This is a genomic window from Pseudomonas sp. S36, from assembly GCF_016647875.1.
Classification (GTDB): domain Bacteria; phylum Pseudomonadota; class Gammaproteobacteria; order Pseudomonadales; family Pseudomonadaceae; genus Aquipseudomonas; species Aquipseudomonas parafulva.
Genome location: NZ_JACVVG010000005.1, coordinates 149,568 through 163,152, shown reverse-complemented (window position 1 = coordinate 163,152; position 13,585 = coordinate 149,568). Strand labels below are relative to the sequence as shown.

Annotated in this window: 11 protein-coding genes and 1 pseudogene; 9 read left to right on the top strand and 3 right to left on the bottom strand. The window is 60.7% G+C overall.

Going from position 1 to position 13,585, the window contains the following annotated elements:
- Nucleotides 1–23: 23 nt before the first annotated feature.
- The 6 genes from tig to IAE36_RS04555 all read left to right on the top strand — a co-directional run bounded on the left by tig (nt 24) and on the right by IAE36_RS04555 (nt 8,501).
- Nucleotides 24–1,337 carry a trigger factor gene (tig, locus tag IAE36_RS04580; RefSeq protein ID WP_201210571.1) on the top strand — a complete coding sequence of 438 codons (1,314 nt, stop codon included), beginning with the start codon at nt 24–26 and terminating at the stop codon, nt 1,335–1,337.
- Nucleotides 1,338–1,428: 91 nt separating this feature from the next.
- Nucleotides 1,429–2,070 (top strand): ATP-dependent Clp endopeptidase proteolytic subunit ClpP, encoded by a 642-nt coding sequence (gene clpP / locus IAE36_RS04575; protein WP_023536171.1) that lies wholly within the window; start codon nt 1,429–1,431, stop codon nt 2,068–2,070.
- 108 nt (nt 2,071–2,178) lie between these two features.
- Nucleotides 2,179–3,462 (top strand): ATP-dependent Clp protease ATP-binding subunit ClpX, encoded by a 1,284-nt coding sequence (clpX, locus tag IAE36_RS04570; RefSeq protein ID WP_028634543.1) that lies wholly within the window; start codon nt 2,179–2,181, stop codon nt 3,460–3,462.
- Nucleotides 3,463–3,621: 159 nt separating this feature from the next.
- Nucleotides 3,622–6,018 (top strand): endopeptidase La, encoded by a 2,397-nt coding sequence (gene lon, locus IAE36_RS04565; protein WP_060481158.1) that lies wholly within the window; start codon nt 3,622–3,624, stop codon nt 6,016–6,018.
- 152 nt (nt 6,019–6,170) lie between these two features.
- Nucleotides 6,171–6,443: an HU family DNA-binding protein gene (locus IAE36_RS04560; RefSeq protein WP_028634541.1), complete on the top strand. Its 273-nt coding sequence runs from the start codon at nt 6,171–6,173 to the stop codon at nt 6,441–6,443.
- Between the two features lie 186 nt (nt 6,444–6,629).
- Nucleotides 6,630–8,501, top strand: a complete 1,872-nt coding sequence (locus IAE36_RS04555) for a SurA N-terminal domain-containing protein (protein ID WP_201210569.1) — start codon at nt 6,630–6,632, stop codon at nt 8,499–8,501.
- Nucleotides 8,502–8,561: 60 nt separating this feature from the next.
- Here the strand turns inward: IAE36_RS04555 and IAE36_RS04550 are convergent, their stop codons facing one another.
- Nucleotides 8,562–9,602, bottom strand: a complete 1,041-nt coding sequence (locus IAE36_RS04550; protein ID WP_060481160.1) for a patatin-like phospholipase family protein — start codon at nt 9,600–9,602, stop codon at nt 8,562–8,564.
- A 173-nt stretch (nt 9,603–9,775) separates the two neighbouring features.
- On the opposite strand from IAE36_RS04550, the gene IAE36_RS04545 reads away from it, so the two are divergent.
- The 3 genes from IAE36_RS04545 (at nt 9,776) to IAE36_RS04535 (ending at nt 11,727) form a co-directional block, all read left to right on the top strand.
- Nucleotides 9,776–10,054, top strand: coding sequence for a hypothetical protein (locus IAE36_RS04545; protein ID WP_201210567.1), 279 nt, complete (start codon nt 9,776–9,778; stop codon nt 10,052–10,054).
- A gap of 14 nt (nt 10,055–10,068) precedes the next feature.
- Complete coding sequence (locus IAE36_RS04540; protein WP_201210565.1) at nt 10,069–10,848, top strand: CHAD domain-containing protein; 780 nt, start codon at nt 10,069–10,071, stop codon at nt 10,846–10,848.
- A gap of 81 nt (nt 10,849–10,929) precedes the next feature.
- The gene (locus IAE36_RS04535) at nt 10,930–11,727 is read left to right on the top strand and encodes an acyl-CoA thioesterase (protein WP_201210563.1); all 798 of its coding nucleotides are present in this window, start codon (nt 10,930–10,932) and stop codon (nt 11,725–11,727) included.
- A gap of 13 nt (nt 11,728–11,740) precedes the next feature.
- Here IAE36_RS04535 and IAE36_RS04530 read toward each other — a convergent pair.
- Nucleotides 11,741–11,962, bottom strand: a pseudogene (locus IAE36_RS04530) (terminase); the annotation flags it as partial.
- A 75-nt stretch (nt 11,963–12,037) separates the two neighbouring features.
- Complete coding sequence (locus IAE36_RS04525; protein WP_201210561.1) at nt 12,038–13,516, bottom strand: methyl-accepting chemotaxis protein; 1,479 nt, start codon at nt 13,514–13,516, stop codon at nt 12,038–12,040.
- Nucleotides 13,517–13,585: the final 69 nt, after the last annotated feature.

The following is a 13,585-nucleotide window of genomic DNA, read 5'->3' as shown; positions in this document are numbered from 1 at the left end:
CGTCTGTGCAACGAGGAATATCCATGCAAGTTTCTGTTGAAAACACTTCCGCTCTCGAGCGCCGCATGACCATCGCCGTTCCGGCCGAGCGCGTCGAGAACGAAGTCAACAAGCGTCTGCAGCAGACTGCCAAGCGCGCCAAGGTTGCCGGTTTCCGTCCAGGCAAGGTGCCGATGAGCGTGATCCGCCAGCGTTTCGAAGCCGATGCCCGTCAAGAGGCGTTCGGTGACCTGGTCCAGGCTTCCTTCTATGAAGCGATCGTCGAGCAGAAGCTGAACCCGGCTGGCGCCCCTGCCGTCGAGCCCAAGTCCTTCGAAAAAGGCAAGGACCTGGAGTTCGTCGCTATCTTCGAAGTGTTCCCCGAGTTCACCGTAGCTGGCCTCGAAACCATCAAGGTCGAGCGCCTGAGCGCCGAAGTGGCTGATTCCGACCTGGACAGCATGCTGGAAGTGCTGCGCAAGCAGAACACGCGTTTCGAGGCCGTCGAGCGTGCCGCCCAGAACGACGACCAGGTCAACATCGACTTCGTAGGCAAGGTAGATGGTGAGGCCTTCCCAGGTGGTTCGGCCAAAGGCACCCCGCTGGTTCTGGGTTCGGGCCGCATGATCCCTGGCTTCGAAGAAGGCCTGGTAGGCGCCAAGGCGGGCGAAGAGCGCGTCGTGAACGTAACCTTCCCTGAGGACTATCAGAACCTGGACCTGGCTGGCAAAGCCGCCGAGTTCACCATCACCGTCAACAGCGTTGCGGCACCTGTGCTGCCAGAACTGAACGAAGAGTTCTTCGCTCAATTCGGCATCAAGGAATCGACCCTGGAAGGCTTCCGCACCGAAGTTCGCAAGAACATGGAGCGTGAACTGCGCCAGGCGATCAAGACCAAGGTCAAGAACCAGGTCATGGACGGTCTGTTGGCCGCCAACCCGATCGAAGTGCCAAAGGCGCTGCTGGAAAACGAAGTCAACCGTCTGCGCGTGCAGGCTGTTCAGCAGTTCGGTGGCAACATCAAGCCTGACCAACTGCCGGCCGAGCTGTTCGACGAGCAGGCCAAGCGCCGCGTCGTACTGGGCCTGATCGTGGCCGAAGTGGTCAAGCAGAACGAGCTGAAGCCAGACGAAGCCAAGGTTCGCGAGATGATCGAAGAAATGGCCTCGGCCTATCAGGAGCCTGAGCAGGTCATCGCCTGGTACTACAAGAACGACGAGCAGATGAACGAGGTTCGTTCGGTTGTGCTGGAAGAACAAGTTGTAGATACTGTTCTGCAGAAAGCGACTGTGACCGACAAGTCGGTCTCGTACGAAGAAGCCGTTAAACCTGCCGAGGCACCCGCCGAAGCCGAGTAACGGGCCCTTCTCGTAGGAAACCCCCACAAGCCAGCCTTCGCGCTGGCTTGTGCGTATTCAAGCCATGACTATTTGGGAGTGAGCGCAGGACATGTCCCGCAATTCTTTTATTCAGCAGAGCTCTGACATCCAGGCTGCAGGCGGCCTGGTCCCGATGGTTATCGAGCAGTCCGCCCGTGGCGAGCGTGCTTACGACATTTACTCGCGCCTGTTGAAGGAGCGTGTGATTTTCCTGGTTGGCCCGGTAGAAGACTACATGGCGAACCTGGTCGTTGCGCAAATGCTCTTCCTTGAGGCGGAAAACCCGGACAAGGATATCCATCTGTACATCAACTCGCCGGGCGGTTCGGTGACCGCAGGTATGTCAATCTACGACACCATGCAGTTCATCAAGCCGGACGTTTCCACCATCTGCATTGGCCAAGCCTGCAGCATGGGTGCGTTCCTGCTGGCTGCCGGTGCCAAGGGCAAGCGTCACTGCCTGCCTAACTCGCGCGTGATGATTCACCAGCCACTGGGCGGCTTCCAGGGCCAGGCTACCGATATCGAGATCCATGCCCAGGAAATCCTCAATATCAAGGCCCGCCTGAACGAGCTGCTGGCGTACCACACAGGCCAGGACCTGGAAACCATCAAGCGTGACACCGAGCGCGACAATTTCATGAGCGCCTCGCGCGCGGCCGAGTACGGCCTGATCGACTCGGTATACGACAAGCGGCAACTGGCTTCCTGACCCCGGCAGCCAGAGCAGGTGGGCGCACATGGCGCCTGCCTGCGGACTTGAAAAAGCCCGCAATTGCCTTCATCTTGTGTTGCAAGCCTACCGGATTGGATCGATCGAATGACTGACACCCGTAACGGCGAGGACAGCGGCAAATTGCTTTATTGCTCCTTCTGCGGCAAAAGCCAGCACGAAGTGCGCAAACTGATTGCCGGGCCCTCGGTATTTATCTGCGACGAGTGCGTCGACCTGTGCAACGACATCATCCGTGAGGAGGTGCAGGAAGCCCAGGCCGAGAGCAGCGCGCACAAATTGCCTTCGCCGAAAGAAATCAGCGGCATCCTTGACCAGTACGTCATTGGTCAGGAGCGCGCAAAAAAGGTGCTTGCCGTAGCGGTGTACAACCACTACAAACGCCTGAATCAGCGTGACAAAAAGGGCGACGAAGTCGAACTGGGCAAGAGCAACATTCTGCTCATCGGGCCTACCGGCTCGGGTAAGACATTGCTTGCAGAAACCCTCGCTCGCCTGTTGAACGTACCGTTCACCATTGCAGACGCCACCACCCTGACCGAAGCCGGTTATGTGGGTGAGGACGTCGAAAACATCATCCAGAAGCTGCTGCAGAAGTGTGACTACGACGTGGAGAAGGCCCAGATGGGCATTGTCTACATCGACGAAATCGACAAGATCTCGCGCAAGTCTGATAACCCGTCGATTACCCGTGATGTTTCGGGTGAAGGCGTGCAGCAGGCGCTGCTCAAGCTCATCGAGGGTACCGTTGCCTCGGTGCCGCCGCAGGGCGGCCGCAAGCATCCGCAGCAGGAATTTTTGCAGGTTGATACCCGCAATATCCTGTTCATTTGCGGTGGCGCGTTCTCCGGCCTGGAAAAGGTCATCCAGAACCGCTCTACCAAGGGTGGTATGGGCTTTGGCGCTGAAGTGCGCAGCAAGGAAGAAGGCAAGAAGGTTGGCGAGTCGCTGCGTGAAGTCGAACCGGATGACTTGGTCAAGTTTGGCCTGATTCCGGAATTTGTCGGCCGTCTGCCCGTATTGGCGACGCTTGACGAACTGGACGAAGCTGCACTGATCCAGATTCTGACCGAGCCGAAGAACGCCTTGACCAAGCAGTATGCCAAGCTGTTCGAAATGGAAAGCGTCGACCTTGAGTTCCGCTCTGATGCGCTCAAGGCCGTGGCACGCAAGGCCCTTGAGCGCAAAACGGGTGCTCGTGGTCTGCGCTCCATTCTCGAGGGCGTTCTGCTCGACACCATGTACGAGATCCCTTCCTCGAAGGATGTCAGCAAGGTGGTCATTGATGAGAGCGTCATCGAAGGCACTTCGCAGCCGCTGATGATCTACGAAAACAGCGAGCCGCAAGCCAAGGCCGCACCCGACGCCTGATACGGGCATGGTCGGTTGAAGTACCTGCATAAGGGGCCCACGGGCCCCTTTTTGCTTTTCCTGCGCTAGCGCTTGTAATTTCGCAGGCATGCCCCCACATTAGGTCCAAGCATAATTTCCAACGTTTTCCGGCCATAGGGCCGCTGTAGAGGCGAAATCATGAAGACCACCCTCGACTTGCCTCTTTTGCCATTGCGCGATGTCGTTGTTTACCCGCACATGGTCATCCCGCTGTTCGTGGGGCGTGAAAAGTCCATCGAAGCCCTAGAGGCGGCGATGACGGGCGAAAAGCAGATTCTACTGCTGGCCCAGAAAAACCCGGCCGATGACGATCCGGGCGAGGACGCGCTGTACCGCGTCGGCACCGTAGCCACTGTACTTCAACTGCTCAAGCTGCCGGATGGCACCGTCAAGGTGCTGGTCGAGGGTGAGCAGCGCGGTGCAGTCGAGCGTTTCAGCGAAGTCGATGGCCATGTGCGTGCCGAAGTGTCGTTGATCGATGAAACCGACGCTGCGGAGCGTGAGTCGGAAGTGTTCGTGCGCACGCTGCTTTCGCAATTCGAGCAGTACGTGCAGCTGGGCAAAAAAGTCCCCGCCGAAGTCCTGTCATCGCTTAACAGCATCGATGAGCCTGGCCGCCTGGTTGATACCATGGCTGCGCATATGGCGCTGAAAATCGAGCAGAAGCAGGAGATCCTGGAGATTGTCGACCTGTCGGCGCGTGTCGAACACGTACTGGCGCTGCTGGACGCCGAAATCGACCTGTTGCAGGTCGAGAAGCGCATCCGCGGTCGGGTCAAGAAGCAGATGGAGCGCAGCCAGCGCGAGTACTACCTGAATGAGCAGATGAAAGCCATTCAGAAAGAGCTCGGTGATGGTGACGAGGGCCACAACGAGGTCGAAGAGCTTAAAAAGCGCATCGAAGCCGCCGGCCTGCCGAAAGATGCCATGACCAAGGCTCAGGCCGAGCTGAACAAGCTCAAGCAGATGTCACCGATGTCGGCCGAGGCCACGGTGGTGCGCTCGTACCTCGACTGGCTTGTGCAGGTGCCGTGGAAGGCCCAGAGCAAGGTGCGCCTGGACTTGACCAAGGCCGAGGAAATCCTCGATGCCGACCACTATGGCCTTGAAGAGGTCAAAGAACGCATTCTTGAGTACCTTGCCGTACAGAAACGCGTCAAGAAAATCCGTGGCCCTGTACTGTGCCTGGTTGGCCCACCCGGCGTCGGCAAGACCTCGCTGGCAGAGTCCATCGCTGCAGCAACCAACCGCAAGTTCGTGCGCATGGCCCTTGGCGGCGTGCGTGACGAGGCAGAAATCCGCGGTCACCGCCGCACTTACATCGGCTCCATGCCGGGCCGTCTGATCCAGAAGATGACCAAGGTGGGCGTGCGCAACCCGCTGTTCCTGCTCGATGAAATCGACAAGATGGGCAGCGACATGCGTGGCGACCCGGCCTCGGCGCTGCTCGAGGTGCTTGACCCCGAGCAGAACCACAATTTCAACGACCATTACCTGGAGGTCGACTACGACCTTTCGGACGTGATGTTCCTGTGCACCTCCAACTCGATGAACATTCCGCCAGCGCTGCTGGACCGTATGGAGATCATCCGCCTGCCGGGTTACACCGAGGACGAAAAGATCAACATCGCGGTCAAGTACCTGGTACCCAAGCAGGTCAAGGCCAACGGGTTGAAGAAGGACGAGCTGGAGGTCGACGTATCGGCGATCCGTGACATCATCCGTTACTACACCCGCGAGGCTGGCGTGCGTGGCCTGGAGCGGCAGATTGCCAAGGTCTGCCGCAAGGTGGTCAAGGAACATACTGGCCAGAAGCAGGTAAAGGTCAAGGTGGCTGGCGAACAGCTTGAGCACCTGCTGGGTGTCCGCAAGTTCCGCTACGGGCTGGCGGAGCAGAAGGACCAGATCGGCCAGGTCACAGGCCTTGCCTGGACGCAGGTTGGCGGTGAACTGCTCACCATCGAAGCCGTGGTCATCCCTGGCAAGGGCCAGTTGATCAAGACCGGTTCGCTGGGTGACGTCATGGTCGAGTCGATCACGGCCGCGCAGACGGTTGTGCGTAGCCGGGCGCGTAGCCTGGGGATCGCTGCTGATTTCCATGAAAAGCATGACGTTCACATCCATATGCCCGAGGGTGCTACACCCAAGGATGGCCCGAGTGCTGGCATTGGCATGTGCACGGCGCTGGTATCGGCACTGACCCAGATACCCGTACGCGCCGACGTCGCCATGACCGGCGAAATTACCCTGCGCGGGCAGGTACTGGCGATCGGCGGCTTGAAGGAAAAACTGCTGGCGGCTCACCGTGGCGGCATCAAGACGGTGATCATCCCGGAGGAGAATGTGCGCGATTTGAAGGAGATTCCTGAAAACATCAAACAGGATCTTCAGATCAAACCGGTCAAATGGATTGACGAAGTCCTGCAAATTGCGCTGCAATACGCCCCGGAGCCCTTGCCAGATGTGGCTTCCGAGATTGTCGCCAAGGACGAAAAGCGCGACAGCGATGCTAAGGAAAGAATCAGCACGCACTAGCAGTTTTAGGCTGGGGGGCTTTTCTTGACAGTATTTTCGGGGCCTTGCTATAAAGCGGCACGCTATTGTCATCAGGCCACCCAGCGTACGTTTCAAACGTTTTTGATTACATACTTAGAAACATACTCATTAGAGAGATAAGGGGACTTAGAGTGAACAAGTCGGAACTGATTGACGCTATCGCCGCATCCGCTGACATCCCGAAAGCTGTTGCTGGTCGCGCCTTGGACGCAGTCATCGAGTCTGTGACCGGTGCCCTGAAAGCAGGCGACGATGTGGTACTGGTGGGCTTCGGTACTTTCACTGTAAAAGACCGCGCTGAGCGCACTGGCCGCAACCCGCAAACCGGCAAGGCGATCAAGATTGCCGCTGCCAAGGTGCCGGGCTTCAAGGCTGGCAAGGGTCTGAAAGACGCCGTTAACTAACAAGTCGTCTCTTTCAGCCGAACCTGGCAATGCCCGGTTCGAGCACGCCGAAGGCGAGGCGCAAACGTTCTCGCCTGACACGTTTGCTAAGAAAAGGCGCATCCTCGGATGCGCCTTTCTTTTATCAGGACTCTACCCACGCTCCGCGGTTGTCGACGCAGTGGTACAGCCGTCTCTGGGGGACGCATGCTGCAAAATATCAGGGACAATTCACAAGGTTGGATTGCCAAGACCATCATCGGCCTCATCGTCGTTCTGATGGCATTGACCGGTTTCGAAGCCATCTTCCAAGCCGCCACCCATAGCCAGGACGCCGCCAAGGTCAACGGCGAAACCATCAGCCAGAACGAACTGAGCCAGGCAGCCGACATGCAGCGCCGCCAGCTGGTGCAACAGCTGGGCAAGGACTTCGACCCTGCGCTGCTGGATGACAAGCTGCTGCGCGAAGAGGCACTCAAGGGCCTGATCGCCCGCAAGCTGCTGCTCGAGGGCGCCAAGGATGCCAAGTTCGCCTTCTCCGATGCTGCCCTCGACCAGGTAATCTTGCAGACGCCGGAATTTCAGGTCGATGGCAAGTTCAGTGCCGACCGCTTCGATCAGGTCATCCGCCAGATGGGCTATGGCCGCATGCAGTTCCGCGACATGCTCGGCGAAGAAATGCTCATCGGGCAACTGCGTACCGGCCTGGCCGGCAGCAGCTTCGTGACCGACCAGCAGGTAGATGCATTCGCCCGCCTGGAAAAGCAGACCCGCGATTTTGCCTCCCTCACCTTCAAGGTCGACCCGGCCTCGGTGAAGGTCAGCGATGAAGAGGTCAAGCAGCACTATGACCAGCACGCCAAGGAATTCATGTCACCCGACCAGGTGGTGATTGATTATGTCGAGCTGAAGAAGTCGGCATTCTTCGACCAGGCCAAGGTTACTGACGAGCAACTCAAGGCGCAGTACGAGAAGGAAATCGCCAACCTTGCCGAACAGCGTCGTGCCGCCCACATTCTGATCGAGGTCAACGACAAGGTCACCGACGCCCAGGCCAAGGCCCGCGCTGAAGAGATCGAGAAGCGCCTGGCCAAAGGTGAGGACTTCGCCGCGCTGGCCAAGGAGTATTCCCAGGACCCTGGCTCGGCCAGCAACGGCGGCGACCTCGGTTTCGCGGGCCCTGGGGTCTACGACCCGGCATTCGAGCAGGCGCTGTACAAGCTGCACGATGGCCAGGTCTCTACTCCGGTGCGTACCGAGTACGGCTACCACCTGATCAAGCTGCTGGGTGTGGAGGCGCCTGAGGTGCCGAGCTTCGCCAGCCTGAAAGACAAGCTGACCCGTGACCTGAAAACGCCAATGGTAGAGCAGCGTTACGTGGATGCCAGCAAGCAGTTGCAGGACGCGGCCTACGAGGCTTCCGACCTTGGGCAACCTGCCCAGGACCTGAACCTCAAGGTACATACCTCCGCGCCGTTCGGTCGTGAAGGCGGCGAGGGCATCACCGCCAACCGTTCCGTGGTGCAGGCTGCATTCTCCGAAGAAGTGCTGGAGGAGGGTGCCAACAGCACCGCCATCGAGCTGGACCCGGAAACCACCGTGGTGCTGCGCGTCAAGGAGCACCGCAAGCCTGAGCAATTGCCGCTGGAGGCAGTCGCCAAGAGTATCCGCGACCACCTGGCCAAGGAAAAGGCAACTGCCGAACTCAAAGCCAAGGCGGACAAGCTGATCGCCGGCCTGCGTGACGGTTCCATCGCTGCTGGCAGCGTGCACGAAGGCCAGGGCTGGAAGGCCTATGAGGCGGTGACCCGTGGCGAGGACGGGATCGACCCGGCTGAACTGCAGGCGCTCTTCCGTCTGGGCAAGCCTCAGGCCAAGGACAAGCCAGTCTATGGCAGCGTGGTGCTGCGTGACGGAAGCCTGGTGGTGCTGCAACTCAAGGGCGTGAACGAAGGCACTGCAGCGACTGACGAAGAGAAGCAGCAGATCCGCCGCTACCTTGCCTCCCGCGCCGGCCAGCAGGACTTCGCTGCGTACCGCAAGCAGCTGGAAGCCAACGCTGACATCACCCGCTACTGAGGTGATCACCTGGGGCTGCACAGCAGCCCCAGTATTCAATTCCCACCCCCCCGCCTTGCGCTAGCGCTTGGCCCCCTCGTAATTGTCCAGCGTGTCTCGCGCAATCTCCCGCCCCAGCGCAATCAGCTCTGGCGCTTTGTAGAACTCGAAGAACCGACAAACACGTTTGGGCACGTTGATCAGGACGTCTGGCGGATAACCGGCGATCTTGTACTGCGCCAGCGAGGTTTGCATCACCTCGAAGCTCTGGTTGATGAGGTCCAGCAGGGAAGCAGGGCCCACGTTATCGATGATGAACGAACCTGTTGCCGACTTCGGCGCCCCCTCGCGCTCGGGCGCGGCGGTGGGTTGCTGGGCCTGCGGGTTAGCTGCATCGGCCAGCCAGGGGTTTGGCGGCACCAGGCCCTCGGTACCCATGCCCTGAGCGATGCGCACTAGCTGCTCGGCTGGCTTACGGCGGAACGGCAAGTGTGAACCCAATGAATTCAACAGCGCGTCGAAACGCATCTTGAAAGCAGCCGGCCGCTCGATCACCGGCAGTTGGTAGTGCTTCTGGTTGGTGGCATTGAGGTTGACCGCAATAATCAGGTCGCAGTGGCTGGATACCACAGGCACGATCGGCAACGGGTTGAGGATGCCCCCATCGACCAGCATGCGGTTGCCCTGCATCACTGGGGTGAACAGGCTGGGGATGGCGGCCGAGGCGCGCATGGCCTGATGCAGGCAACCCTCCTGGAACCAGATTTCCTGCTGGTTGGTGAGGTCTGCGGCGACTGCCGTGTAGGGGATGCGCAACTGCTCGATGTTGATTTCGCCAACGATCTTGCGAATTTGGCCAAATACCTTGTCGCCTCGGATCGCGCCAAGGCGGAAGCTGACATCCACCAGGCGCAGCACATCCAGATAGTCCAGGCTTTCGATCCAGTGGCGGTACTCGCCCAGCTTGCCTGCAGCATAGATGCCGCCCACCACCGCCCCCATGGAGCAGCCGGCAACACAGGCGATCTCATAGCCGCGGCGTTCGATTTCCTCGATCACGCCGATGTGCGCATACCCCCGGGCGCCGCCCGATCCCAGTACCAGTGCCACGCGTTTGCTCATGTACAGTCCCCAGCCCGTGTAACCCTGCGCCTACAATGCACTGAACCCACCCCGGGCTTCAATGCGCATTGTGCGGGGCTACCCGCGTGGTGCAGCAAGCCGGGGCCAGGGGGCACTTTTCAGATGCCCGAGCGTCCAAACGCCACTGTTTTCCTATCTTCGAGGTCTTAACGATGAAAGCCTGGATCTGCCTTCCCCTGATTGCCCTCGCCCTTGGCGGCTGCGCAGGCAAAACCGCGTACCGCGACAGCTGTGCCACCCAACTGGATGCGGCCTGGAAAGAGCTGGACCTGGCCAAGGCTGAAGGCTTCGCAGGCGCAGTGAGTTACTCCAAGGCGCTGTCGCTGCTCACCGGTGCCAAGACCCAGCAACAGTTCGAAGGGTATGAGAGCTGCACCCGAAAAGCCGAAAAGGCCCGTTTCTACATTCGTGAGTCGCGTGCCGGTCGCTGACCAAGGAGCGCCACATGTCTGACATGCTCGATCATCTGGTCGCACAGGTACTCACCGTACAGGTACGGCTGTTGGCCTGCCGCGAGCGACTTGCTGCCGACACCGACAGCGAGGCCTTGCACGATCTGCGAACCACCTTGCGCCGCTTGCGCAGCCTGCTGCGGCCGCTGCGTGGGTTGCCCGGTGTCGAGCAGCTCGAAGAAGCTGCAAAGTCGCTGGGCACGCTGACGACACCGCTGCGCGACAATGAGGTACTGGCTGCAGAGCTGGTGACGCGGGGGCATGCGCAGCCCGGGCAAAAACGCCTGGAAGGCCGCGCCAGCAGCTACGCCAGCGTCGCCGCCAGCCCGCAGCTGACACGCGTGCTGGCCATTGTCGATGCGTGCCCGTTGTTCCTGCGGGCTGCCGGGCGCGAAGGCCTTACCAGGTCCCTGGACAAGCGCATTGACAAGGGCCTGATCAAGCAGTGGCGAAAACTCGAAGCTGCCCTGAAGGACCCTGCGCACGACCGCCACCGCCTGCGTCTGCTGATCAAGCGCGCACGTTACGGTGATGAGGCGTACCCGCAGCTCGACCACGCCGGCAAGCGCCTGCAGCAGGTGCTCAAGCGTGCACAAGGTGACCTTGGCGACTGGCATGACCGCCTGCAGTGGCTGCTGCAGGTGCGTGAACATCCAGACTTGCTGGTTTGCCAAGGTGGGTGGGAGCAGGAGCTGCATCAGGCTGAACGCAGGTCTGACAAGACGCTGGAGGCCCTGCGCAAGGCGTTGGTGCGTCGCAAGCCTGGACATTGACCGATATGAAGGCTGTGATGTGAGCAGTTGGTGGCTAGGATGGGCAGACACGTCGCTTGCGACCTGCTCAGGAATTGCTCGATGAATTTCACTCAGATGCTCGAGGCCGCCAGGGCCAACCCCGACAACATCACCGTGCCGGTCAGCTGGGGCCAGGGGCGGGCGGTGTTCGGGGGGCTGATGGCAGCGATGGTATTCGAGGCCATGCGCCAGCGGGTGGAGGGTGATCGCCCCGTGCGCTCGCTGGCTATCAGCTTTGTTGCGCCGGCGGCGCCCGAGGTACCGCTTCGGCTCGAAATCGAGGTATTGCGCGAGGGGAAGGGGGTCAGCACCTTGTTGGGCCGCGCCGTGCAGGACGGCCAGGTGGTCACGTTGGTCCAGGGCAACTTCGGTGCCTCGCGCGCTTCGGTGGTGCAGGTGCCTGCCTTGCCGCCAGAACCCATGAAAGCCCTGGGTGATTCAGCGGAGGAGTTGCCCTTCATGCCGGGGATTACGCCCGAGTTCATGCGCCACGTGGCCTTGCGCTGGGGTGTGGGTGACTTGCCGTTCACAGGCAGCAGCGCACGCAAGATGGGTGGCTGGGTGCGCCTGCTCGACATCGCGGTGCAGCCGCTCAGTGAAGCTCACCTGCTGGCATTGGTGGATGCCTGGCCGCCCAGCCTGCTTCCGTTCTTGAAGCATCCTGCTGCGGGCAGCACGTTGACCTGGACCATTGAGTTCGTCCAGCCGATGGCGCAGGCGTCTGCGACTGACTGGTACCGCTACTGCGTGGAAACCGAACATGCGCGTGACGGTTATGGCCATGCGGCGGCCGCGTTGTGGGCCGCCGACGGGGCTTTACTGGCATTGAGCCGGCAGACTGTCACCGTATTCGCCTGATCTAGCCCGGATGCCGATGGCTGTGTCGCTGCAGGCTCGCGCCTGCAACCAGGGCAATGGCGCCGACGGCGGTTTGCGTCAGGTCGATGCCAAACAGGCCTGACAGCACCAGTAATCCACCCAGTATGCACAGAGGCACGGCAATGAAGTGTGGCGCAGGGTTGCCCGAGTGGCGGTGATTGTGGGCGTGGCGTCGCCATTGCCAGGCGGGCAGGTGGGGCAGGTATTTGTTCATGGGCAGTTCCTCTCGGTCATGCCCAAAGCTTAGTGCGGCACCATGCAGTGGGCCAATCGAGGCTGGCTATGGCGACTATAGCTTCAGCTGGCCTATGGCCTTGTTCAGCGCGCCGGCCAGGGTGGCCAGCTCGGTGCTCGTATTGGCCGAGCCCACGGTCTGTTGCACCGTCTGCTCGGTGACATCGCGGATACTCACCACGGCGCGGTTCATCTCTTCGGCAACCTGGCTTTGCTGCTCGGCCGCCACGGCAATCTGGGTATTGCTTTCACGCATCTGCGCCACAGCCCCGGTGATTTCCGCCAGTGCGGCCCCGGCTTCCTGGGCCTGCCTGACGCAGTCGTCGGCCTTGTAGGAGCTTTCTTGCATGAAGTCCACAGCGTCGCGGGTGCCTGACTGCAAGGCGGACACCATGGTGGTGATCTCGTCGGTGGAGGTCTGCACGCGCTTTGCCAGGTTGCGCACTTCATCTGCCACCACTGCAAACCCACGGCCCAGGTCACCTGCACGCGCCGCCTCGATGGCGGCATTGAGTGCCAGCAGGTTGGTCTGCTCTGCGATGCTGTGAATCACGCTGACCACGCCATTGATCTTCTGGCTGTCTTCTGCCAGCTGGCGAATCATCTCGGCGGTCTGCTGCACGCCGCTGGACAAGCCCGAAATGGACGTCTGGACGCGGCTCACCACTTCCTTGCCACTGCCTGCCAGGGTGTCGGCCGTCTGCGACAGGTCACGGGTCGCCCCTGCGTGCTGGGCGATGTGGTGCACCGTGGCCGACATTTCATTGATGGCCGTGGCCGCCTGGTCAGTCTCACTCTGCTGGCCCAGCATGCCGTGACGCACGTCGCTCATGCTGGCAGCCAGGCGTACGGCGCCGGAGTCCAGTTGCGCTGCCGTGTGGGCGACGGTACTGACCACCCGGTGATAGGTTGCCTGCATGGCGTTGAACGCACCGGCCATCTGGCCAACCTCGTCACCGCAGGCCAGCGGTACCCGGGCGGCCAGGTCGCCGGTCTTTTCCACGTGCAGCATCACATCCTTCAGGGTGTTCAGCTGGCTGAGCAAGAAGCGGATCAGCAACTGCGAGGCACCTAGCATGGCCAGCATCAGGATCAATACGCACACCGCGTAGTTGGTGAACCGCTCCACGAACACCTGACGCAGGCTGGGCGCCTGTGCGATCACGGCGACCTGGCGGTCGCCCAGGCTCAGTACCTGCGCACCCTCGATGGGATCTTCACCCAGCAGGTGATCACCAGGCAGGTTTACCCAGCCTTGAGCGTTACGCAGATCGTCGAGGGGCTCGCCGGCAAAGGTTGGCGTTTGCCCGGCCGACCAGCTGACGATGGCGGCAGCGCGAGGCAGTGCCTGGCCTGCCGGCCAGGCCGCAAGCACTTCAGCCTGCGCCACGGCCTGGCGCTGCGCTGCCTCAGCGCGCGCACGCTGCTCCAGGTGCACGGCATACAGCACCAGCAGCAGGGTCGTGACAAAGGCCACCGCGTTGACAGCCCAGAACTTGTATTTCAGTGAAACATTGCTAAGCCAGGCACCCATGGGTAGGTCTTCTCTGAGTTGAGCGGAAACAGTATTGGCAAGGTGCCATCATTGTGCCGCTGGCTGCCA